The organism is Rouxiella sp. WC2420 (genome assembly GCF_041200025.1).
Classification (GTDB): Bacteria; Pseudomonadota; Gammaproteobacteria; order Enterobacterales; family Enterobacteriaceae; genus Rouxiella.
On record NZ_CP165628.1, the window covers coordinates 1,048,825 to 1,071,125 of the forward strand.

General features: G+C 50.6%; 23 protein-coding genes and 1 tRNA gene. 11 read left to right on the plus strand and 13 right to left on the minus strand.

Going from position 1 to position 22,301, the window contains the following annotated elements; all coding sequences use genetic code 11:
• Positions 1-124 precede the first annotated feature (124 nt).
• Both mltD and gloB read right to left on the minus strand, forming a co-directional pair.
• Entirely contained in the window at positions 125-1,498 is a 1,374-nt protein-coding gene (mltD, locus tag AB3G37_RS04940) for a murein transglycosylase D (RefSeq protein ID WP_009638167.1), read from the minus strand.
• 69 nt (positions 1,499-1,567) lie between these two features.
• Positions 1,568-2,323 (minus strand): hydroxyacylglutathione hydrolase, encoded by a 756-nt coding sequence (gene gloB, locus AB3G37_RS04945; protein ID WP_369789887.1) that lies wholly within the window; start codon positions 2,321-2,323, stop codon positions 1,568-1,570.
• A gap of 42 nt (positions 2,324-2,365) precedes the next feature.
• On the opposite strand from gloB, the gene AB3G37_RS04950 reads away from it, so the two are divergent.
• Positions 2,366-3,091 (plus strand): class I SAM-dependent methyltransferase, encoded by a 726-nt coding sequence (locus AB3G37_RS04950; RefSeq protein WP_369789888.1) that lies wholly within the window; start codon positions 2,366-2,368, stop codon positions 3,089-3,091.
• 99 nt (positions 3,092-3,190) lie between these two features.
• Here AB3G37_RS04950 and AB3G37_RS04955 read toward each other — a convergent pair whose 3' ends face one another.
• Together AB3G37_RS04955 and rnhA are read right to left on the minus strand one after the other, a co-directional pair.
• A complete protein-coding gene (locus tag AB3G37_RS04955) occupies positions 3,191-4,159 on the minus strand; it encodes a glycosyltransferase (protein WP_369789889.1) in 969 nt (322 codons plus the stop codon).
• A gap of 232 nt (positions 4,160-4,391) precedes the next feature.
• Positions 4,392-4,859: a ribonuclease HI gene (gene rnhA / locus AB3G37_RS04960; protein WP_009638170.1), complete on the minus strand. Its 468-nt coding sequence runs from the start codon at positions 4,857-4,859 to the stop codon at positions 4,392-4,394.
• Positions 4,860-4,929: 70 nt separating this feature from the next.
• Here rnhA and dnaQ point away from each other — a divergent pair, with 70 nt between their 5' ends.
• Both dnaQ and AB3G37_RS04970 read left to right on the plus strand, forming a co-directional pair.
• Positions 4,930-5,679, plus strand: a complete 750-nt coding sequence (gene dnaQ / locus AB3G37_RS04965; RefSeq protein WP_369789890.1) for a DNA polymerase III subunit epsilon — start codon at positions 4,930-4,932, stop codon at positions 5,677-5,679.
• Positions 5,680-5,830: 151 nt separating this feature from the next.
• Positions 5,831-5,907, plus strand: a tRNA-Asp gene (locus AB3G37_RS04970).
• A 60-nt stretch (positions 5,908-5,967) separates the two neighbouring features.
• Here the strand turns inward: AB3G37_RS04970 and AB3G37_RS04975 are convergent.
• Positions 5,968-7,473, minus strand: a complete 1,506-nt coding sequence (locus AB3G37_RS04975; RefSeq protein WP_369789891.1) for an NCS1 family nucleobase:cation symporter-1 — start codon at positions 7,471-7,473, stop codon at positions 5,968-5,970.
• Between the two features lie 176 nt (positions 7,474-7,649).
• Here AB3G37_RS04975 and AB3G37_RS04980 point away from each other — a divergent pair, with 176 nt between their 5' ends.
• The 4 genes from AB3G37_RS04980 to AB3G37_RS04995 all read left to right on the plus strand — a co-directional run bounded on the left by AB3G37_RS04980 (position 7,650) and on the right by AB3G37_RS04995 (position 10,616).
• A complete protein-coding gene (locus tag AB3G37_RS04980) occupies positions 7,650-8,390 on the plus strand; it encodes a GntR family transcriptional regulator (RefSeq protein WP_369789892.1) in 741 nt (246 codons plus the stop codon).
• Positions 8,390-9,145 carry an aspartate/glutamate racemase family protein gene (locus tag AB3G37_RS04985; RefSeq protein ID WP_369789893.1) on the plus strand — a complete coding sequence of 252 codons (756 nt, stop codon included), beginning with the start codon at positions 8,390-8,392 and terminating at the stop codon, positions 9,143-9,145. Before AB3G37_RS04980 ends, AB3G37_RS04985 begins: the two co-directional genes overlap by 1 nt.
• A 59-nt stretch (positions 9,146-9,204) precedes the next feature.
• Positions 9,205-10,146, plus strand: coding sequence for an allantoinase PuuE (puuE, locus tag AB3G37_RS04990; RefSeq protein ID WP_369789894.1), 942 nt, complete (start codon positions 9,205-9,207; stop codon positions 10,144-10,146).
• Between the two features lie 173 nt (positions 10,147-10,319).
• Complete coding sequence (locus tag AB3G37_RS04995; RefSeq protein ID WP_369789895.1) at positions 10,320-10,616, plus strand: chorismate mutase; 297 nt, start codon at positions 10,320-10,322, stop codon at positions 10,614-10,616.
• A 45-nt stretch (positions 10,617-10,661) separates the two neighbouring features.
• Here AB3G37_RS04995 and celB read toward each other — a convergent pair whose 3' ends face one another.
• From celB to AB3G37_RS05015, 4 genes are all read right to left on the minus strand, one after another.
• Complete coding sequence (gene celB / locus AB3G37_RS05000; protein WP_369789896.1) at positions 10,662-12,032, minus strand: PTS cellobiose transporter subunit IIC; 1,371 nt, start codon at positions 12,030-12,032, stop codon at positions 10,662-10,664.
• Between the two features lie 143 nt (positions 12,033-12,175).
• Positions 12,176-13,483: a 6-phospho-beta-glucosidase gene (locus AB3G37_RS05005; RefSeq protein ID WP_192807958.1), complete on the minus strand. Its 1,308-nt coding sequence runs from the start codon at positions 13,481-13,483 to the stop codon at positions 12,176-12,178.
• The gene (locus AB3G37_RS05010) at positions 13,479-13,772 is read right to left on the minus strand and encodes a PTS lactose/cellobiose transporter subunit IIA (RefSeq protein WP_369790893.1); all 294 of its coding nucleotides are present in this window, start codon (positions 13,770-13,772) and stop codon (positions 13,479-13,481) included. Before AB3G37_RS05010 ends, AB3G37_RS05005 begins: the two co-directional genes overlap by 5 nt.
• Before the next feature lie 126 nt (positions 13,773-13,898).
• Positions 13,899-14,204, minus strand: coding sequence for a PTS sugar transporter subunit IIB (locus AB3G37_RS05015; RefSeq protein ID WP_009638180.1), 306 nt, complete (start codon positions 14,202-14,204; stop codon positions 13,899-13,901).
• Between the two features lie 392 nt (positions 14,205-14,596).
• On the opposite strand from AB3G37_RS05015, the gene AB3G37_RS05020 reads away from it, so the two are divergent.
• Entirely contained in the window at positions 14,597-15,748 is a 1,152-nt protein-coding gene (locus AB3G37_RS05020) for a MurR/RpiR family transcriptional regulator (RefSeq protein ID WP_369789897.1), read from the plus strand.
• A gap of 84 nt (positions 15,749-15,832) precedes the next feature.
• Here AB3G37_RS05020 and hpxZ read toward each other — a convergent pair whose 3' ends face one another.
• From hpxZ to AB3G37_RS05040, 4 genes are all read right to left on the minus strand, one after another.
• Positions 15,833-16,216, minus strand: a complete 384-nt coding sequence (gene hpxZ, locus AB3G37_RS05025) for an oxalurate catabolism protein HpxZ (RefSeq protein WP_009638182.1) — start codon at positions 16,214-16,216, stop codon at positions 15,833-15,835.
• Positions 16,217-16,248: 32 nt separating this feature from the next.
• Positions 16,249-17,646, minus strand: coding sequence for an AtzE family amidohydrolase (locus AB3G37_RS05030; RefSeq protein WP_369789898.1), 1,398 nt, complete (start codon positions 17,644-17,646; stop codon positions 16,249-16,251).
• Positions 17,643-17,843: an oxalurate catabolism protein HpxX gene (gene hpxX / locus AB3G37_RS05035; RefSeq protein ID WP_009638184.1), complete on the minus strand. Its 201-nt coding sequence runs from the start codon at positions 17,841-17,843 to the stop codon at positions 17,643-17,645. The genes AB3G37_RS05030 and hpxX overlap by 4 nt, the downstream gene beginning before the upstream one ends.
• An 80-nt stretch (positions 17,844-17,923) precedes the next feature.
• Positions 17,924-19,510, minus strand: coding sequence for a gamma-glutamyltransferase family protein (locus AB3G37_RS05040; protein ID WP_369789899.1), 1,587 nt, complete (start codon positions 19,508-19,510; stop codon positions 17,924-17,926).
• A gap of 197 nt (positions 19,511-19,707) precedes the next feature.
• On the opposite strand from AB3G37_RS05040, the gene AB3G37_RS05045 reads away from it, so the two are divergent.
• The 3 genes from AB3G37_RS05045 to AB3G37_RS05055 all read left to right on the plus strand — a co-directional run bounded on the left by AB3G37_RS05045 (position 19,708) and on the right by AB3G37_RS05055 (position 22,300).
• Positions 19,708-20,547 (plus strand): MurR/RpiR family transcriptional regulator, encoded by an 840-nt coding sequence (locus tag AB3G37_RS05045; RefSeq protein WP_009638186.1) that lies wholly within the window; start codon positions 19,708-19,710, stop codon positions 20,545-20,547.
• A 255-nt stretch (positions 20,548-20,802) separates the two neighbouring features.
• The gene (locus AB3G37_RS05050) at positions 20,803-21,594 is read left to right on the plus strand and encodes a transporter substrate-binding domain-containing protein (RefSeq protein WP_009638187.1); all 792 of its coding nucleotides are present in this window, start codon (positions 20,803-20,805) and stop codon (positions 21,592-21,594) included.
• A gap of 40 nt (positions 21,595-21,634) precedes the next feature.
• The gene (locus AB3G37_RS05055; protein WP_009638188.1) at positions 21,635-22,300 is read left to right on the plus strand and encodes an amino acid ABC transporter permease; all 666 of its coding nucleotides are present in this window, start codon (positions 21,635-21,637) and stop codon (positions 22,298-22,300) included.
• The last annotated feature ends 1 nt before the right edge of the window (position 22,301 follow it).

Below are 22,301 nucleotides of genomic sequence, written 5' to 3' on the forward strand. Positions count from 1 at the left end.
TTAAACTTGGAAGGGGATTATTTCTTAACTTGTGAGTGTTATGAAAATTCGTTGAATTTCAGGTAATAAAAAAGCACCCGAAGGTGCTTTTACTAACGATCACAGCGAGTATTTCACAGTAATATCAGCTGTCAGGACTCTGCTTGCCGCTGACATAGAGTGTCAGCTTCTCGCCCGGCTGGAGGTTGTCCAGACCCGTGTTCCAACGCATCACATCTTTGATGTTCACGCCGTTGCGCTTGGCAATGCTCGATAACGAGTCACCTTTGCGCACCTGATAAGTAATACTGTCGCTGCTGCCACTAACGCCGCTGTCTGCCACTTGCAGGGTTTGCCCAACTTTTAGCACGCTCGCCGAGCGTAAATTGTTCCAACGCTGTAAGTCACTGGACTTCACATTCAGTTTGGCTGCAATTCCTGTCAGGCTGTCGCCGGAGCGGACCTTATAAGAAGCTGCGCCAGACGTGCTGTTGCTCGCCAGTTTTGTTTCCTGCACCGCACTGATGTCTCCATCAGCCAGAGAGTCTTTAAACTGATCTGCATGCGCTTTTGGCAACACAATGTAATGAGGGCCGTTAGGGGCCGTTACATTACGCTTGTAACCGGTATTATACGATTTCAGCTTAGTCAGTGACATGCCCGCCATCTCAGCCGCCTGAGTTAACTGCATCTGCTGGCCCACTTCAACACGCGCCAATGCGCGGTCTTCGTCAGGTTTCGGTAAGCTAACACCGTATTTTTTACTATGCTTAAGAATATCGCTAAGTGCCAACATCTTCGGTACATAAATCGACGTCTCCCGAGGAAGCGCCAATGACCAGAAATCTGTCGGTCGACCTTTCGCTTTATTCTGTTTTATCGCTTGCATCACGCGACCTTCACCGCTGTTGTAGGCTGCAACGGTCAGTAACCAGTCACCGCCGAACATTTTGTTCAGGCTTTGCATCATATCAAGCGCAGCAGTTGTCGATGCCACAACATCGCGGCGACCGTCATACCACTGGTTTTGTTTCAAACCATAGTTTCGACCCGTGCTTGGCACAATCTGCCATAACCCAGCGGCGTTGGCTGCTGAAGTTGCTTTGGGGTCAAAAGCGCTCTCCACTATGGGTAGCAGTACTAGTTCCATCGGCATATTACGTTTCTTAATCTGCTCGGTGATCCAGTACATGTACGGCTCTGCCCGTAATGTTACATCGTGGAGATAGCTCTTATTTTTTAAATATTTTAGTTTTTGCTCACGGATCCGGGAATTATCCGGAACCTTCATCTTCAGCTCGTCGCCAATGAAGTTCCACAGATTCTTTTGCGCATTGGGGTCACTAGTGCCCAACCAATGCGCCGATGTCGACTGCCCATCGTCTGCGTACTCTCCTGCTTCACTTTGACTTGCCGAAGACAAACTCTGTGCATGCTGTTCTGGTACCTTGACGTCCTGCCTGGACGCCTGGCAACCCACTAGCAACACTGAGGCGAAGATAATCGCTTTAGCCTTCATGTGTGTGTCATAGTTGCTTAAAAGACGAGCAATACTACTTTGCCCTGTCAAAAAAGACAACTAAAAGGTTCAGAAGGTATCTTTGAGATGCCTCAAATGAGCAAAAACTTGCCAGTCAGATGTAATGCTTCCGTTAAGGTTTAAATTGTTTTGTAAATCAGAGTCATGGCATCGTAAGAATAGGTTGATTTTACGTTCCAAACCTAGGGTTGTAGGCAGAGATGATTGTCCGTTTTTACGCTTATCCAGCACAGATTGTTCATGTACCAAAATATCAGAATCATCTGGGAGAATTGAGCGTGCAAACTTAAGATTTGAGACTGTATATTCGTGCGCGCAACAGACAAGCGTATCGTCAGGAAGTTCAGCTAAGCGTTGAAACGATTGGTACATTTGCTCGGGCGTCCCTTCGAACAATCTTCCGCATCCGCCCGAAAACATCGTATCGCCGCAGAAAAGGTAAGGCGCGCTATAGTATGAAATGTGACCTAATGTGTGCCCTGGCGTAGCAAAAATTGCCCAGTTTACCCCTCCAATTTCGACCCGATCGCCATTTTTAAGAATTATCTTAGCTCCCTTGCTCGAAGTTTCTTCTGGGCCGTATACTTTTACAGTAGGGAACTGTTTGATAATTGAGCTAACGCCGTCGACGTGGTCACCGTGATGGTGAGTCAACATGATAGCGGAAGGGGTCAGATTGCGTTCGGCCAACGTTTTGAGCACGGGTGCTGCTTCGCCGGGATCAACGATCACACAATGACCTTTTTGGTCATCCAGCAGCCAAATGTAATTGTCCTGTAACGCCGGAATACTGATAAGATTCATGACATACTCCTTAAGCAATTGCCTGAAAGTTGAACACAAAATATGAAGTCAGCCCAAATTCATAAAAAGCTGGTGGTGCCTTCATCGTGGAATGATATTCCTCGTGGTGATTACTACCGTGCCGCGCTTGAACAGCAACTGCAACCCTGGTGGAGCAAGTTGTACGGCTTTCATTTGCTTAAAATCGGAAATTTAAGTGTTGAAATCAACAGCGAAGACTGCCCGATCTCGCATCAAGTCAACGTTGCCCCAGAGGGCGAAAGCCTGCATGTGCAGGGCGATCCGTACTATTTGCCTTTTGAGCAAAAATCGGTAGATGCCTGCCTGCTGTGCCACACGCTAAATTATGCCACCGACCCACACCGCATTCTGCGCGAAGTCGACAGAGTGCTGATTGACGATGGTTGGCTGGTGTTGAGCGGCTTTGCCCCATTCAGTTTACTGGGAATAGGCAAATGCGTGCCTTTTTTCCGCAAGCGACAGCCATTTAATAGCCGCATGTTCACTCAGACACGCTTAATCGACTGGCTAAGCCTGCTCAACTACGAGGTGATGTTTAAAGCTCGTTTTCAAGTGTTGCCATGGCATCGGCAGGGGGGGCGTTTGCTTAGCGCGCATCTTCCTGCGCTTGGCTGTATGACGGTGATCGTCGCGAGAAAACGCACGTTGCCGCTGCTACCGACGGCCAAGAAAATGCCTGCTCGTCGTCAGTCGATTGCCCAGCCGGTGGGAGCCAACAAAAGCTATCGTAAAAAGCATGAGGATTAAAGGCACGCTTTGAGGATTTAAGTTTCTGCTGGTCAGCGCAAAAGCTCAATTCACAGAGATGAGGGGGCTGTCGGAAGGAATATCATATATGGTTGGTTTTCAGATTATGATCCTGCCCGAGCTTTTGGCAAGCTCTTCCACCATACGAAGCTGTTGGTCTTTATCGAACTCGCCAATGCCGGAGGTAACGACCTGTTTTAATATGCTCGCGAACGGCATGTGTCTTTTGACAAGACGATGTTCAGGATCTTGATCGGAAAGAATATAGGCCTTTTGGAAAGCTTCACTCTGATTCATAACAAATTTTGAAAAATGCAATGATCCTGCGGTTCCCGAATTCAGCCGGAAATTATTATCTAGATGATTAGTTGTCGAATTTTTACGATAAATAATGTCCTCATTTTTAACGAACTCTTCAAAACTGCTTTTGATAATTTTTATAAGAATATTATTGTCTTTGTGGCTGGCGAAGGCACTACTGTGAACGCCTTTCACATTGCCCCAACGTGAAAACGTGGTTCCCTTGGTGGTGAGGATCTCATGCGGATCGGCTATCAATTTTTCAGGTAATGAGCCAGTGTAGATATCATCCGCATCACTATAGATACCGCCCAAATTGCGGATCAGAATTTTTCGCAAGATATCAGAGGTGGATGCATAATTTTTCCTTTCGCCATTCATCGACTGCTCTGCTTGCCTAAAATATTTGCTTTTTTTATAAATTGAAAACCATGTTTCGTTATTCATATCAACAGTTTCGATATTTTTCTCTGCAAACTTTAAATCCGAAAAATTACTACCTGCGGAGCTTTTTATATAAATATGAATAACAACCTGATACTTCGGATTCTTTCGGGCTGTATTTTCAATGTTGGCTTTGTGCTTTATTAGACCTTGCCAGTCATCACCGACCCAAATCAAATGTATTTTTTTATCGATAATTCGACTACTTGCAGGGTTGGTGGGCTTAACAGAGCTTTGAATGGTGTTGACACACAAGGCCTGACCAAATCGTTTTGATAACTCCCTGACACTATTAGTCACGGGTAAATTTGAACTTTTATACATAGTATCTCCTTTTTGATATTCAAAAACCTTGTCTGATACCGATATAATTCGCACCATGCCTGATGAATATTAAATTGAATCAACAAAGTTAAATTAATATTACTCCTGAAGGATAGGCTTTTTATTGCCAATAAATAGGCGGAATGATTCCTTTTGGGGGGAAGAAATGCGCAAATTATTTTCATTTCCGTAAACAAATTTGCGCAAGGTATGGCGGGGTAAACGTAGTCTGTTATTTTTCGGGCTGATAGCCGACATCTTCCAGCGTAGGATTACCGGCAGCAACGCGCGCCAGCTCGTCACAGCGCTCATTCTCCGGATGCCCGGCATGGCCTTTGACCCACATCCAGTTCAGAGTGTGGGTTTGAATGGCGGCATCCAGACGTTTCCACAAATCGACATTTTTAACCGGTTTTTTATCTGCCGTTTTCCAACCGCGTTTCTTCCAGTTATGGATCCATAAAGTAATGCCCTGTCGAACATACTGACTGTCGGTGCTCAGCGTCACGTCGCACGGCGTGGTTAATGCCTCCAGCGAGACAATCGCCGCCATCAGCTCCATGCGATTATTCGTGGTCAGCCGATAACCGGCACTAAAGGGTTTTTCGTGTTCTTTGTAGCGCAATATTGCGCCGTAACCACCGGGTCCCGGATTGCCGAGGCAAGATCCGTCGGTGAAAATTTCTACCTGTTTGCGCATCTCTGGTAGACTCTTCCATCAGAATGTAAAAGCCAAGTCTGACATAAACGAGCGCTATGAGCACTGCAATATGCTAACTACCCCTACAAGACAGATTGTTCTCGATACCGAAACCACCGGTATGAATAAGCTGGGTGTCCACTATGAAGGGCACCGGATCATCGAAATCGGTGCCGTTGAGGTAATCAACCGGCGTTTGACCGGTCGCAATTTCCATATGTACCTCAAGCCGGATCGCCTGATCGACCCTGAAGCGTTTGGCATTCACGGTATCAGCGACGAATTTCTTGCCGACAAACCGACCTTCGCCGAAATTGCCGATGAGTTTCTTGAATATATTCGCGGTGGCGAGCTGGTCATCCACAATGCCAACTTTGATATTGGCTTTATGGACTACGAATTCGGCATGCTGGGACGCAACATTCCCAAAACCGAAACCTTCTGCAAGATAACCGACAGCCTGTTTATGGCGCGCAAGCTGTTTCCCGGCAAGCGCAACAGCCTCGATGCGCTCAGTGACCGTTATCTAATCGACAACAGCAAGCGAACCCTGCACGGCGCATTGCTTGACTCCGAAATCCTCGCCGAAGTCTATCTGATGATGACCGGTGGGCAGACGCTAATGAAGTTCTCCCACGAGGGCGAGCAGAATACCGGTGCCGATGGTCTTGATATTCAACCCATTATGCGTCCTGCATCGGGTTTACGGGTGCTGCTGGCCAGCGACGAAGAATTGGTCGCGCATGAATCGCGTCTCGATTTGGTGCAGAAGAAAGGCGGCAGCTGTTTATGGCGTCCTGCGCCACCGGCAACTGAATAAAATTAATGGCTTTTTGGCGGTTATATCACCGTGATGACGAAATACTAGGCGAATGAATTTTTTTGGCAGAAAAAGCATTGACGGAATCACTGACCAACCGTAATATTCGCCTCGTTCCAGTGACATGGAGCGGCAGTAGCAGTAAGAAAGTGGAGCGGTAGTTCAGTTGGTTAGAATACCTGCCTGTCACGCAGGGGGTCGCGGGTTCGAGCCCCGTCCGTTCCGCCACATTCAGAAGCCCTGATTCAGCAATGAATCAGGGCTTCGCTGTTTCTAAACCGGCCTAAACTATTCTTTGCCCAGTTCGGCTTTTACATAACCCATTGAAGTACTGGCCGCGCGATCGTGACGGGCAATAAAGCGATAGAAACCGCCCGACAAGAATGCCCCGATAAACCAGCTAAAGTTCGCCACCTGATGCAGGCTCGGCGTAAAGCTAATGACCAGCCCAATCAATACCGCCGGGATAAGTGAACCGATTGCTTTCGGGTTGAAGCCATTGCGATACCAGTAACGACCAGCAGGCGTGGCGTTGAACAGCGCATCCACGTCAAGATGACCGCGTTTGATTAAGTAGTAATCTGCCAGCAAAATCCCAAACAGTGGCCCGATAAAGGCGCCCAGCACGTCCAGCGTGTAGTGGATGAGCTCTGGCGATTGGAACAGGTTCCACGGAGTCAGCAATACAGAGCCGACAGCGGCAATCATCCCGCCGGTACGGAAACTGATTTTCTGCGGTGAACAGTTGGAGAAATCGAACGCGGGTGACACGAAGTTGGCAACAATATTAATGCCGATAGTGGCAATAATCATAGTCAGCAGGCCGAGTGCGACAGCAACGCTGTTACCCACGCGGCTGACAGTTTCAATCGGGTCGGTGATCATGGTGCCAAACAGCGATTGAGTTCCAGAAACAATCACTACAGTGACGATCGAAAACAGCAGGAAGTTAAACGGCAGGCCCCAGCGGTTACCACGGCGAATTTCGCTCATGTTTTTACCGTAACGCGAGAAGTCACCAAAGTTGAGTAGCGGGCCAGAGAAGTAAGACACTACCAGCGCGGTTGCTGTGATCATTTCCCAGGTTTGCTGGCCAACGCTCAGTGATTTACTGGCCAGGGTAAAGGAGATATTGCTCAGACCGGTTTTGTACACAATCCAACCTGCCAGCATCAGCATCACCACATAAACCGCTGGACCGGCGACGTCGATAAAGCGCTTGATGGCGCTCATGCCATGCCAGAAAACCATCGCCTGCAGCACCCACATCACGCCAAAACAAATCCAGCCCAATGCAGAAAGACCTAGCCAATGCGGTAGAGTCAGCGGATTAAGCGCCGGGAAGAATTTCAGTAGTACCAGCATCAGCGCGCTTGCTGCCAGATAAGTTTGGATACCGTACCAGGCAAACGCGATCAGCCCACGAATCACCGCCGGAATATTGGCCCCGAACACGCCAAACGCCTGACGACAAATAACCGCGTAGGGAACGCCCGCTTGCTGGCTTGGTCTGGCCACCAGGTTGGCACACAGCTGCACGATACAAATCCCGCACAGCAGGCAAATCAGCACCTGCCAGCTTGCCAGCCCGAGAGTAAAGAAGCTTGCGGCAACCACGTATCCGCCCATGCTGTGTACGTCTGACATCCAGAATGAAAATATGTTGTACCAGCTCCAATTCTGATCGCGAGTTGGCGCCAGATCGTCGTTGCATAGCCTTGGGCTATAGTGCGGTTTGATGATACCAGCACTTAATTCCGGGGCTGCCGCAGAGGTGTTTCCCTTGTTTGGCATAAATCGTGCTCCTGTCATAACAACATTTGAAAGAAGAGAGGCCGGTGTCCGGCAATCCAAAAAATTAACCATTCAAATGTTCATTGCAGGAATTAGGCCAAATCTCATTTTTTGTATACAAAAAAAGAATTTCATGTATACGATAAGTTATATGTTCGGTATACGGAGTAGTGACGATGACCAGCTGGAATGGCCTGAATACGGCTTACTTTACTGAGGATAAGGACGACCACATTTACAACGCATTGGTAAAATCGATCGTTGAACATAAACTTTTACCGGGCAACAAACTGCCTGAAGAAGCGTTGGCTGAAGCGTTTTCCGTGAGTCGTACCGGGATCCGTCGCGTGCTACAACGCCTTGCCGCAGTGCAGCTGGTGACACTTTTGCCCAAACGTGGTGCGCACGTCACGGTTCCTGATGCAGAAGAATCACGCAGCGTCTTTACTACACGCAAGATTTTAGAGTGCGCCAACATGAGCGAAGTTGTTGCGCACTGCCAGTCAACACATCTGGCAGCCATGAAGAAGATCGTGAGTGAAGAGAAGAAAGCCCACGAAGATCGCGACGGTACAGCGGCGATCCGCCTTTCGGCCGCTTTTCATGTGCAGTTACAGGCGATTTCGGGCAATAAAGTGTTAACCGAGACTGTTTCCCAGCTGACGTTGCGATCCTCGCTTGCGATCGCCGCCTGGGGCGCTCCGTGGCAGCAGGGATGTCGTTGCCACGATCACGACGATCTTTTAGATCTGCTTAAAAAACGTGATGCTCCGGCGCTCGCGGATAAAATGGCCCGCCATTTTGACAATATCGTTGCCAGCCTGCGTTTTGAGAACAACGAAGGCCCGACACCCGACTTTACGCAGATGTTTTCCAGCATTGCGATGCCGCAGACCCACGATAAGGAAGTGCAGTAATGGCCGAATCCTTCCCCCGTTCGCTGTGTATACAATTAATCAATCCTAATACCAGTATTGGTATGACCGAAGTGATGGCTGCAACCGCGCGTCAGGTTGCTGCGCCGGGAACTGAAATCCTCGCTGTATGCCCAGAAGAGGGCGCGCCCTCGATTGAGGGGCATTTTGATGAGGCGATTGCAGCGATTGGCGTTCTACAGCAGGTCAAGGCAGGGCGCGAAGCGGGCGTTGACGGGCACATTATTGCCTGTTTTGGCGATCCTGGATTGTTCGCCGCGCGTGAAATTGCCCGAGCACCGGTGGTGGGCATTGCCGAAGCTGCGATGCACATGGCGACACTCGTGGCGACGCGTTTTTCTGTGGTTACAACTTTGCCACGCACTCTGGTGATTGCCCGTCATCTTTTGCATCAATACGGTTTTGAGCGTCACTGTGCAGCCCTTCATGCGATTGATCTTCCAGTATTATCTTTGGATGATGGCAGCGGAATCGCACAGCAGAAAGTCCGTGACCAATGTATTAAAGCTAAACAACATGATGGCAGCGGAGCAATTGTTCTTGGCTGCGGTGGCATGGCCGATTTGGCGCAAGAGCTGACCCTGGAACTGGGTATTCCGGTGATCGACGGCGTGAGTGCTGCAGTGCGCCTGATTGAATCCCTGCATGCTCTGCGTCTGACCACCAGTAAATTTGGTGACCTCGATTATCCGATTTCCAAACCCCTTTCCGGGCGCTTTAAAGGTCTGAATAACTGATTGGCAGACCCTATAAAGCCATTTAAGACCCTAATAACTGGCAACAAGCAGAGAATCTTATGTCTGATATTGATTACAGTTTCACCCAGGATTACCCACGCGATTTGATTGGCTATGCTGGCCGTCCTCCTCACGCCCAATGGCCGAACGATGCGCGCATTGCCGTGCAGTTTGTGCTTAATTATGAAGAGGGTGGCGAAAATAATGTTCTGCACGGCGATGCCGGTTCCGAGCAGTTTCTTTCCGATATTATTGGTGCCGCGAGTTTCCCGGACCGCCATATGTCGATGGATTCTTTGTATGAATACGGTTCTCGTGCCGGTTTCTGGCGTATCCATCAAGAGTTTCAAAAACGAGGTCTGCCGTTAACGGTGTTTGGCGTGGCGATGGCGCTGGCGCGTAATCCTGAAGTGGTAGAAGCGATTAAGCAGGCGGATTACGACGTAGTAAGCCACGGCTGGCGCTGGATTCACTATCAAGATATGAGTCAGCAGCAAGAAGTCGAGCATATGCAGAAAGCCGTGGCAATTCTGGGCGATCTGTTTGGCAAAAAACCGCTGGGCTGGTACACCGGTCGCGATAGTCCAAACACTCGCAAGCTGGTGGCCGAGCACGGTAGTTTTCAATATGACAGCGATTATTATGGCGATGATCTGCCGTTCTGGACGCCGGTAAAGCTGGATTCCGGCGAAATCCGCCAGCACCTTGTTATCCCTTATACTCTTGAAACCAACGACATGCGCTTCGCCTCGCCGCAGGGTTTCAATACCGGTGAGCAGTTTTATACTTATCTGAAAGACAGTTTTGACGTGCTTTACGCCGAAGGGGAAACCTCGCCAAAAATGATGTCAATCGGCATGCATTGCCGCATTTTGGGCCGACCGGGGCGTTTTCGTGCCTTGCAGCGTTTCCTGGATTACGTTGAATCACATGACCGAGTGTGGGTCTGTAAACGCCAGGAAATCGCCGATCACTGGGTTAAGCATCATCCGGTGAAGTAAATCATCCCGATCCTCCAAAGCTAAACACGCTCTGCTTATTTTAATAGCCTTTTCAATGAAGGGCTGGATAGGCAGAGCCGTAGGCCTCGCTTTTGCCCTTCGATTTAATACTAGATTTAACCCGAATTGCCTGTAATCTAACGAACTCATGTACTAGCTATGGAGATCATTAAGTGGAGTTTTCGTCAATTCAGGATGTCAGAAATCAGATCGACCAACTTGATAATGAACTGGTCAGACTGATCGCCCAGCGCGGAAAATGTGTTAAGGCCGCTGCGGCGTTTAAAACCGACCACGCTGACGTGCGCGCGCCCGATCGCGTTCAGCAGGTGCTCGATAAAGTGTGTATCAAAGCCGCCGATGAAGGATTGCCCGAAGAAATTATTGAGAAAGTTTACCGCACAATGATCGGCGCATTTATTGATTATGAGCTCGAACAGCATCAGAAGCTGAGGCGAGAGCAAGCCTGATGCTTTACAGGCCGAGTGTTTATAAGCTCTCGGCCTGCAATCACTTTACCCTACCGTGACTTTGCCATTCACTTCGGCCTGAGCCTGAGCCGCCTGAGTGGAAATGTGCTGCTGCTCTTCGCGATATTTCTGTTTGTCCCATACGCGGAAGAACGGGTAGTAAATTACCATCGAGATAGCCAGATTCACCACCTGAATAACCGTGCCGGAAATATGCCCGCCGGTTGCCAGATAGCCGCTGATGAAAATCGGCGTAGTAAACGGTAAAGCAATGCCCACTGGCGGCGTGACCAAGCCGGTCGCCATCGCGGTGTAGGTGACGATCACCAGCACCACCGGCGTAAGGATAAACGGCAGGAAGAAATACGGGTTCATTACCAGCGGAATACCAAACACCATCGGTTCACTGATATTAAACAGGCAGCCCGGTGCAGCGATGCGCCCCAGCTGTTTCATCTGCGCACTGCGACTGCGGATCAGCATAAAAATCACTAATCCCAACAGTGCCCCGGTTCCTCCCGGCGCTATCCATAAATCATAAAATTGCTGGGTAATAATGTGCGGAATCGGCTGGTTATTTTGAAACGCAGTCAGGTTCTCGGACATATTCGACAGCCAAATCGGCTGGATAAATACCAGCACGATGGCATCTCCGTGCAACCCCAGCGTCCATAGCAGCCCGATGAGAACTACCGAGAAAATCATGCCCGGCAGAGTGCCGCCAATGTGATGCATCGGAATGCCGATAATCGTGGCGATCATGGTATTAATATCGCCGAACGGCGTGGCCTCGACAATCAGCCTCAGCGCCAGCACTACCGCTAATACGCAAAAGCCCGGCACCAGACTGAGAAACGATTTTGCCACTGCAGGCGGAACACCCTCGGGCATAGTGATCACCAGGTCTCGATTGTGTACAAAACGGTAGATCTCGGTGGAAAGCAGCGCAATGAGAATTGCCACAAACAGGCCCTGACTGCCGATAAAATTCATGGGCAGTACGCCTTTCACCATCATGGCTTCTGCGCCAACCACTGGAGCAAATAAAGTATGCTGTGGAATGGTCAGCAGAAAGGCCACCAGGGATACAGCGCCTGTACTTAATGGGTCCAGCCCGCGATACTTTTCTGCCAGCCGATAGGCAATACCGAAGCTGGAGATAATTGCCATAATATCGTAGGTGGCTTTAACAGGATAAAGCAGCTTATCGCGCCATGCTGCCCCGAATAAATCCCCCATGAAATTGGCATAGCTAGGGAAGGGGAGATAGGCAAAAATAAGAAAGAACGATCCAATCAGCATAAACGGCATGTTAAGAATAATACCATCGCGAACGGATAATATATGTTTCTGTCCGGCTATTTTTAATGCAGCCGGTAATACGTAACGCTCTATTAGTGTATTTATATTAGCCATAGTCCCCCCTTTCTTTTATCTTTATATTTCAATCCGCAGATTGGTAGGTTTCTTGTCTTCACCTCAGCTAATTAGTAGAGTCAGCCGTTGAGTAGCCATGTAGTGACCGCCTTTCTGCGAATCGAAATATTTTGGTAAAAGTATTAATTAAACTGCGGTAAGTAACGACGATTAAGTGTGAGTACTTCTTCAAGCATTTCTTCTGCAATATTGGCATTGCCAATTAATGGATTAGTAACCAGCGCCAATATTGCACTTTTCCTGCAGCCTTTTACGGCGGCTTCAATAGTCAGGCGTTCAAAATCCTTTATCTGCTGAGTTAGTCCATTCATAGCCAACGGCAGAGGACCAAATGACAAAGGGTGAGCGCCCTGTGCATCAATAACACAGTTAGTTTCAACAACCGCATCAAAAGGAAGTCCTGCAATTGCCCCCTTATTTTGCGTATTGACCACTAACACTTTACCGGAATTACCGTGAATGGCGCGGATCAGTTCGACGGCTACTTCGGAATAAAAAGCCCCACCGCGAAAATTAAGCTGTTCGGGTTTTTCAGCCAAATTGGGATCGGCATACAGTTTAAACAGCTCGGCTTCCACCTTCATCACCTGCTCGGCGCGAGTGCCGCGCTCGGCAGCCACTGTAAACTCCTCGGCCAGCATCGCCTCGGTCTGATAAAAATAGCGATGATAAGGGCAAGGGATTGCGCCCAGCGCGCGCAGGAAAGCCGGTGGCCAGGGAGTATCTTTAATGTTGTTCATAGTTAGCGTTTCACCGTTGCACAGTCGCTCAATCACCGACTCGGTGACATCTTCTCCGCGCAAAGTCACCTGATGCACCCACACCATATGGTTGAGTCCGGCAAAACGTAGCTCGACATCTTCATAAGCCGCCTTGAGCATATTGGCGACCATGTGATGCATGTTCACTGGCACGTTACAAAGCCCGATGATTTTAGCCTTGCTATGGCGGCTAACGGCTTCGGTAACAATGCCCGCAGGGTTGGTAAAGTTTATAATCCAGGCATTTGGCGCAAACTTTTCCACCGCGTCGGCGATATCCAGCATCACCGGTATAGTGCGCAGCGCCTTGGCAAAGCCGCCGACGCCGGTGGTTTCCTGACCCAACATGTTGAATTTAAGACCTAGCCGTTCATCCGCTGCGCGGGCGGCGAGCTGTCCGACGCGCAGTTGAGTCAAAACAAAGCTGGCACCGCTTATCGCCTCCTCCAGTGAAAAATGCACTGTAACTTTGACTTGCTCAAGTCCGTTGCGAGTAAACATTCGCCGTGTCAGGTCGGCAATAATTTGCACCTTTTCTCGTCCGGCTTCTACGTCAACCAGTGCGAGTTCGCTTAAGCCGATTTCACCGTGATGCTGAATAAGTCCATCGACAAGTTCGGGCGTATAGCTGCTGCCACCGCCGATAACGGTTATCTTGGTCATCTCAATTTCCTTGTGGGTTACGGCGATACAGTTCAATCATATCGCTGGCGAGTTCCTGAATAAGCATGGCGTTCATCAAGTGATCCTGCGCATGAACCAGAATCAGACTCACGGGGATTTTCCCTGTTCCTTCATCCAGACCAATTAATTCAGTTTGTATTTTGTGCGCAGCAGATATAAATAATTTAGCCTCGTCTACCAGAATCAGTGCATTACTAATTTCACCTCCTCTAGCCTCGCGCAGGGCACTCAATAATGCGCTGCGCGCGCTACCTGCCTGCACTAATAATTCCATCAGCTTATTTTCTAAATCTGCGCTTTCTAATATTAAATTTTCCAGCGTCACAAAAGCTCCTTGAACAGTGGCGTCATTATCTTTTGTCTGAAAATAGGTAAGTTTTATTATCTAATTAATCAGAGGTCAGGAAATATGGCTCAAAGCTTGATCTAATACTTTATCGCCGCGCATGGTGCCGTAATCCATCATATTAATGACTTCAACCCGTTTGCCGTGAGTGGCGGCAATATCAGATAAGCGAGCGTGTTCATATTTAACCTGTGGGCCAAGTAAAACGATATCCGCCAAAGAAATAATTCTCTCGAATTCGGCAACCGGAACCGCTTCAATGTCGATAGATAATTGACGCTTATTGGCCTCACTTTTCATTTTTTGCACCAGCATACTGGTAGACATACCGGCGGCGCAGCATAGGAAAATCTTTTGCATAATTCATTTTCTCATTTGTAGGATTCAGTGGCCGTGGAAATATAAAACGCCAGGCGAGAGGTGAAGTAAATAGGCTAATTCATAGGTTTTAATTATGACTTTGAATAAAAATCATATAAAACAGTTGGATAGGTTGAATATGTGAGTGAAATTTTTTTTCATGATTGTGATCTGCGATTTATTTTTGCGTCGGCAAGTTTAATGGTTTTATTAAATTATATATTTATCAATTGGTTGTGTTTTTATGATGTATCTAAAAGCAAATCGAAATAATAGTTAGATAATCCCTTTGAAAATTATTTTCATTTTGCTAGTCTGAGCTTAGAGACGACGCTGTGCGAAAATTATGCGGATTATCAGGGTAGATGCAGCACGTCGTCACCAGCCGATGAATGAACAAGGGCAACTTAGCAGTGGATATTGTTTATCAAATTCAATTCTTGCAGGGAACCTTCAGCCGGCAGGAAAAAAAGGTCGGCAAGGTTATTCTCGAAAACCCGGCTTTCGCCTCTGCTGCCACGCTGGAGCAATTGGCGGCGCGCGCAGGAGTGAGCACCGCGACGGTAGCGATTTTCGCTAAGTCGTTGGGTTGTCAGGATATTAATGATTTTATGACTCACATGCGGGCACAGCATTCGCCGCCAGCGTCAAATACGCTGGTCTCGAAACCCGTGCCTGGCGGGACAGACATCGCTTTTGCTTCCGCGACTTCGCTGGGTAAATTGCCCGGTGTCAGTGCCGAGATGATGCGTCGGTTTGCTAAATCAATCGGCTACGAAGACATTGGCGATATTATTTATCAAATACGCGCGCAGCAAAATCAGCTCAGCCAACAGGAAAGCAAGGTCGCACAGGCGATCCTCGACGATGTTGCTTTTGCCTCTTCGGCCACCATTGAGCAGCTTGCCTCGCAGGCTGGAGTGAGTCCGGCGACCATTACCCGTTTCGCAAAATCTATGGGCTGCGACGATATTCGCGATCTGCGAATGAAACTCGCGCAGGCCAGCGCGGTGGGTTCGCAATATATGGCGGCTCAGCCGGTAAAATCTGCCGCTTTAGGTTCTGAATCATGGCAGCAAAATATTATTCAACGTCAGCAGCAGGCAAATCGTCAACTGGCAGCTTTTGACGAACAGGCATTTTTGCAGGCAGCAGCAACAATTTCAGCGGCAATTAAGGGAGTGTATATTTTCTCGGCCGAAAGCCGTTGTACGCTGTTTGCCAGCGAGTTGCAGAGTCGATTACTGCGCGCGGGTCATCCGGCTTATGCTTTTCATGATGCAGAATTGATGCGGCTGAGCGCGACTGGTCTGACGGCGCAGCAGGCGGTATTGATACTTTCGGTGGGCACTGAAAACCAGGGATTAGCCGAGATAGCGCGGCTTGCGGTCAGTTCCGGCGCACAGGTTATCGCCATCGTACCTGAGAATTCACCGGCAGCCGCGCGGGCCAGTACGTTGCTGGCCATCGAAGAAAGCCCGCAACAGGCTTTTGGCTCGTCAGGAATGTTAATGGCGATAGACCTGTTGCTGGATAAGCTCTGAGTCGTTTGCTCCCACATTCCAGCCTTCCCCCGCAGGCGGAGGGAAGGGGGTTTAAATCCCTGACTTTTATATAAAAATAGGAATTTAGATCATCAGGCTCACGTGTGCTGCCACTATCCGCCAGCCGCTGGGCATTTTGATCCAAGTCTGCATCTGGCGGCCAGTTTTATCGCTGCCTTCACGACGAAACTCGGTGCTGGCGATCGCCATATCGTCGCCATAAGTCGTGATCACCGTGTTTTGCAGACTGCGATCCAGACCCTGCGCCGGACGTGAGGCGCGAAACTCACGGATCTGGTCGATGCCATACAAGTTCTCACCGGCCCCAAAGCGAACAGTGCGTGGGTCATGCCAAAAAAGTTCATCTAATACCACAGTATCGTTAGTGATAAGCGCCTGCTCGTAACGATAAAAAGCCGCATTCACTTCTGCCAGGATCGCCGGACGATCGATATTTTCACTTTTCATTTTTTTCTCGATGCTCATTTAAAAACACTTTATCAGCCAACCAGCGAAGCGCTGGCACTGACGATCCCCTGTTGTTCCAATGCCCAGGCCGCGCGCAGGCATAAATCTTCGCGCCACGGCGGGGCTATCAACTGTAAACCAATCGGCAGCCCATTGGCAGTTGTTAATGGCACCGAAACTACCGGCAGGCCGAGGAATGAAATGGGTTGAGCGAGCATGCCCATGCTGGCGCGCGTTGGCAGCGAAACGCCGTTGATTTCAATGCTTTCTTGACCAATGATTGTCGCCGGACACGGAGTGGAAGGGGCGATCAAAATATCCCAGTGTTCAAACATCGGCAGAACTTGCTGCTGGAACTGGTGGCGGAAACGCTGCGCCTGCACGTACCAGGCTGAAGGGATCATCGCCCCGGCCAGCAAACGCTCGCGCGACAGCGGCTCAAACTGTTCGGGAATAGTGCGTAACAACGGCAAATACTGATTACCGCCCTCGGAAGCGGTGATAATAAATGCCGCTGAACGGGCGAGTTCGGCCTGAGGCATTTCCACTACTTCCTGAGATTCCAGCGCCTGTGCCACACGTTTCACAGCAGCTTTGGCATCATCGTTACACCAGGTATCGAAATAGCCGCCCAATACGGCAGTACGCAAACCTTGCTGACCGCGAGAAAGCTGTGAAAAAGTTTCTACGCTCGGCTTATGCGCCTGAAATGCGTCACCAGCATCAGACGCCTGCAAGGCATCGTAAACCAGCGAAAGATCGCTGCTGCTGCGCGCCATCGGGCCGATATGATCCAGGCTGGCGACAAACGGCTGGCTACCGCGTCGGGAGATGCGCCCGAAAGTGGGTTTCAGGCCCAGAATGCCGGAGAGCGAAGAGGGGACACGAATCGAACCGTTGGTATCGCTGCCGAGTGTAAAGTGCACCAGTCCGGCGGCCACCGCAGCGGCGGATCCTCCCGAAGAACCACCCGCAATGCGTGTGAGGTCGCGCGGGTTATGGGTCGCGCCATAATGGCTGTTTTCAGTGGTAAAACCGTAGGCGTAGGCATCCATGTTCAACATACCGGACAGCAGCGCGCCTTGTTCGGCCAGACGCGAAACCGTCCAGGCATCTTCTTTGGCAACCGGATTGCTGCTGTTGAGGCTCGCCCCGGCCAGAGTGACCTGACCGGTAACGTCCAGCAGGTTTTTCACTGCGTAAGGCACTGCGGCCAAAGGCGGTAAGGTCGCACCGCTGGCGCGCAGTTTATCAATTTTGCCTGCTTCACTGAGCATGCGTGCATGAGTGACATGAGTGTACGCGTTGATCGCTGGATCGGCTTTCTCGATGTTGTCCAAGGTTTGCCGGGCAATCTCGGTGGCTGAAACTTCACCATTTTTGATTGCCTGCTGAATGTCGCTAATGCTGGCCTGATGTAAAGGTTTCATGCGTGATAAACCCCGGCAATTTCCAGGCGCGGGTCCAGCGGCAAGTCCATCAAAGGCTGCGCCATTTGCGCGATACGGGTGAACTGATTGAGTAGCTCCTGACGGCGCGTGTCGTCCAGTTCCAGAGCCAGCACGGCTTCCATCTGGCTGATATAGGCCGCCCAGTCGGCCGGTGCTGCAGCAGGTGTCGCTTTCATAAATTTTCCTCTCATCGATCCCCGCCTCTTTTGCGTTGGAGCAGGGCTAAGGTTGGGGAGTAAACACTCCCTTCTGTAAATTAAAAACCCGCTGCGCTGCCGTTGCTGCGCGGATCGGAGGCGCCTTCGAACATGCCGTTGGTATGGCGAATAATTGCCCCGGCATGGCCGACGGCCTCGCTGAATTCAGGAAGCATCTCGACGTCGTGACCGCGTTGACGTAAACCAGCCAGCGTTGCGTGACTGAAGCGGCTTTCAAGTTTCAATGAATCTGAACTTTGCCCCCAGGTTCGGCCAAGTAACCAGCGCGGGCCGCTAATGGCTTCCTGTAACGATTTACCCTGAATAATATGGCGGATAAACACGGCTGCCTGTGTCTGTGGCTGGCCGTCTCCACCCATCGAGCCGTACACCATGGTGCGGCCGTCGTAAAGGCGCGCAGCGGCTGGATTCAAAGTATGGAAGGGTTGCTTGCCCGGAGCCAGAGCCAACAAATGATCGGCATCAAGGCTGAACGATGCACCGCGGTTTTGCCACATGATGCCGCTGTCCGGCAAAATAACGCCGCTGCCGAATTCGTGATAAATACTCTGGATAAATGACACCGCCAAACCGCTGCTGTCCATCACACCCATCCATACCGTATCGCCCGGCCCCTTGCCTTTGCCCCAATCGGCGGCACGATGAGGATTAATACGCGTCGCCAGCGCATCGAGGTAGGCGGGGTCGAGCAGTGCCTGTGCATCTTGAGACATGATGCGCGGATCGGTAATAAAGCGGTCGCGCAGGCCAAATGCCAGCTTGGTGGCTTCAACAATGCTGTGGATGGTGGCGCCTTCGTCCATCGCCTCAAGATTCAGGCGGTCAGTCAGGCCGAGAATGGCCAGTGAGACCAGACCCTGTGTCGGCGGTGTGAGGTTGTAGATTTCGCCTTTACTGTGTTTGAGTTTCAGCGGCGTGCGGCGCTGCGGATGATAGTCGGCCAGGTCATCACGGGTAAGCGGCATGCCGAGCTTTTGCATATCTGCGGCCATGCTGTCAGCCAGCGAGCCGCGGTAAAAACTGTCTAGCCCTTCGTCGCATAATTGCAGCAGCGTAGCGGCCAGTCGCGGTTGGGTGAAACGACTCCCGCACAATGGCACGTGCCCATGCGGCACAAAGACTTCGGCAAACGATGGCATGAATTCCAGTTCGTGGCGCTTGCTACGGGTCGCCGCTTCCTGCGAGGCGGTGACTGGAAAACCGTCGGCCGCGTAGCGAATGGCGTCGCGCAGTAATCGGGATAACGGCTTTTGCTCGCCGCCGAATTCCGCTGAAACCTTTAGCGCTTCCTGCCAGCCGCCAACGGTGCCTGCTACTGTCAACGCAGCTTTTGGCCCGCGATGCGGAATGTGGCTTTCGCCGGCATAAAAATCCAGCGACGCTAGCGAGCCTGCGGCACCGCTGGCGTCGATAGCCACCGGATTGCCCTGCGGCGGCACGATTAACCAGAAACCATCTCCGCCAAGACCATTCATGTGCGGATAAACCACCGCAATGGTGGCAGCGGCAGCTACCATGGCCTCAATGGCATTGCCACCCTCACGCAGAACCGCCAATGCACTCTGGCTGGCGAGGTGGTGAGGGGTAACCGCCATACCCAGCGGGGCGCTGTTGCTGTTAATCATGCCATCTTCCTTTTCAAAATCGGATTGTATTCGTTTCTCTATTCATACAAGCAAGAGGTGTTCCAGATCCTCCCCTTATGGATAAAAATTTAAAAAATGTGAACCTCGGCAGGAGATAAAGCCGATAAAATTAATTTGCCCAAGCCAATACTGGGCGTGTTATCTTCGGCTGAAACGATGGTTACAGGAAACAGCAAATGAAACAGATCGATGAACGTCTGCGCGGATATTACGCCGAGCTTACGCCGCAGGAACAGCGGGTTGCCGATTTTATCTTCGATCACATTGATGACCTGATGAGCTACAACAGCGCCGAGCTGGCGCGGCTTAGCGGCGTGTCCAAAGCCACCGTCAGCCGCTTGTTCAAACGCCTCGGCTACCCGAGCTATCGCGACATGCGCGATGAAGTGCGCACTTTGCGCCAGAGCGGGATGCCGTTGACTGACAGCCGTGATGCGGTGCAGGGCAACACGCTGCTGTCACGTCATTACAAGCAGGAAATGGCCAACCTGACGCAGTGGATTAACCAGATTGACGGCAGCCAGTTTACTGCGGTGATCACCGCGCTAAGCCTGGCCCGACAGGTGCGTTTGCTGGGATTGCGTAACAGCTATCCGGTCGCTCTACACCTGCGCCAGCAGCTGTTGCAGGTGCGAAATCAGGTGATCATGATGCCGCAGCCGGGCCAGACGGTGTCCGAGGAGTTGGTTGATCTAACGCCGCAAGACGTGGTGGTTTTTGTCGCCTTCCGTCGCCGCCCGCGCACCGCCCGCGCGATTCTCACCCAGCTGCAGCAAATGAATGTTCCCGTGCTGCTGATTTGTGAACCGCAGGCGCAATCATTGATCCCGTTAGCGCGCTGGCATCTTGCCGCCTCGCTGGACAGTGTTTCAGCCTTTGACTCTTACTCCGCCGCCATGAGTCTCGCCAATTTACTAAGTAACGCCTTGCTGCATGAAATGCTGGCCTCTGGTCGTCAGAGAATTCATCAGATAACTGACCTGTATAACGATCTGGACGAGCTGGAACAGCGCTAGACAGATCAAAATAAAGCCCTGAATTGGTGCTTTTGCACAATAAAAGTGCGCTATGTTTTTTCGAGTTTGCTCATTTTGCTCTACTCCGGGGCAAAGTTCGTTTCACGTCCGTTGCTTATTTCCCCTTGTAAATCTTGAGCTAGCGCAGTATTGCTGCGCCATCGGCGCTATTTTAATTTTTTGGCACATTAGTTGCAGAATGCCTGGAATAAGAATCTATCGTTTCATAAACTATTAAATCCCGGGGAGTCGTAAATGAAGATGAACAAACGGTTGTTGGCGTGGGTAGGTGCAGCGATGTTGATGGTTCAGGCACCGCTGGTGTTGGCCGATCAGTTACAAGATATTCAACAACGTGGCGTGCTGCGCGTGGCGATCCCGCAGGACTTCCCGCCGTTCGGCTCGATTGGCACCGATATGCAGCCGCAAGGCTACGATATCGACATGGCCCATTATCTGGCCGACAAAATGAAACTTAAGTTGCAATTGGTGCCAGTATCCAGCGCCAACCGCGTGCCATATTTGCAGACCGACAAAGTAGACCTGGTGATCTCTAGCCTGGGCAAAAATCCAGAGCGCGAAAAAGTTATCGATTTCAGCAAGGCCTATGCGCCGTTCTTCCTTGGCGTATTTGGTGCCAAAGGCGACGCACTCAGCGATGTTAAGCAGTTGTCTGGTAAATCTATCGGCGTAACTCGTGGGGCCGTAGAAGATTTGGTATTAAGCGATATCGCACCTAAAGACGCCAAAATTGAACGTTACGAAGACAACAACACCACGCTGTCTGCTTATCTGTCAGGTCAGGTGGAGTTTATCGCCACCGGTAATCTGGTCGTCGCGGCGATTGCCCGTCAGAACCCGCAGAAAGCGCCTGAATCCAAAGTGTTGCTGAAAGACTCTCCGTGCTTTATCGGCATGCGTAAAGACGAACCGGCATTGAAGGCGAAAGTTAACGCGTTGATCGACCAGGCATTGCAGGACAAAACCTTAAACACTTTGTCTGAAAAATGGATGAAAGCCCCACTGCCAGCCAATCTGGGTGCCTGATCTGCCATGAAAAAACTGTCGCGCGCAACGGAGGATCTTCATGACGTATCAGCTTAATTTCACAGCATTATGGCCCTATCTGCCACAGCTTTTGGCCGGTTTATGGACCACCATCGAGCTGACATTCATGGCGACTATCGGTGGTATTGCCATCGGTATCCTTGGCGCGGCGATTCGCTGCGGTAACAAGGTCGCACTGCGACGCGCGTGGGGCGTATATGTGGAAGCTATCCGCAACACGCCTTTCGTGGTGCAGCTATTCTTTATCGTGTTTGGTTTACCGACTCTGGGTCTGAAAATGACCGCCGGTGAGGCTGCGTTGCTGGCAATGCTGATTAACCTCGGCGCATACAGCACCGAGATTATCCGCGCCGGTATTCAGGCAACGCCAAAAGGGCAGTGGGAGGCCGGGCGCGTGCTGGGCCTGACCCGCAGCCAGACTTTCTTTCGGGTAATTTTGCCGCCGTCGTTGAAACGTATTTATCCGGCGCTGGTGAGCCAGTGCATTATCGTGATGCTCGGATCGTCGGTGGTGTCGCAGGTGTCGTATCAGGAGCTGACCTTTGTTGCCAGCCTGATCCAGTCGCGCACTTTCCTGAGTTTCGAGACTTATTTCGTCTGTACGCTGTTTTATCTGGCTCTGTCGATTGCCATGCGTCAGCTGTTATTGCTCGTCGGACGCCGCTTCTTTGGGAGTTACAGCTGAT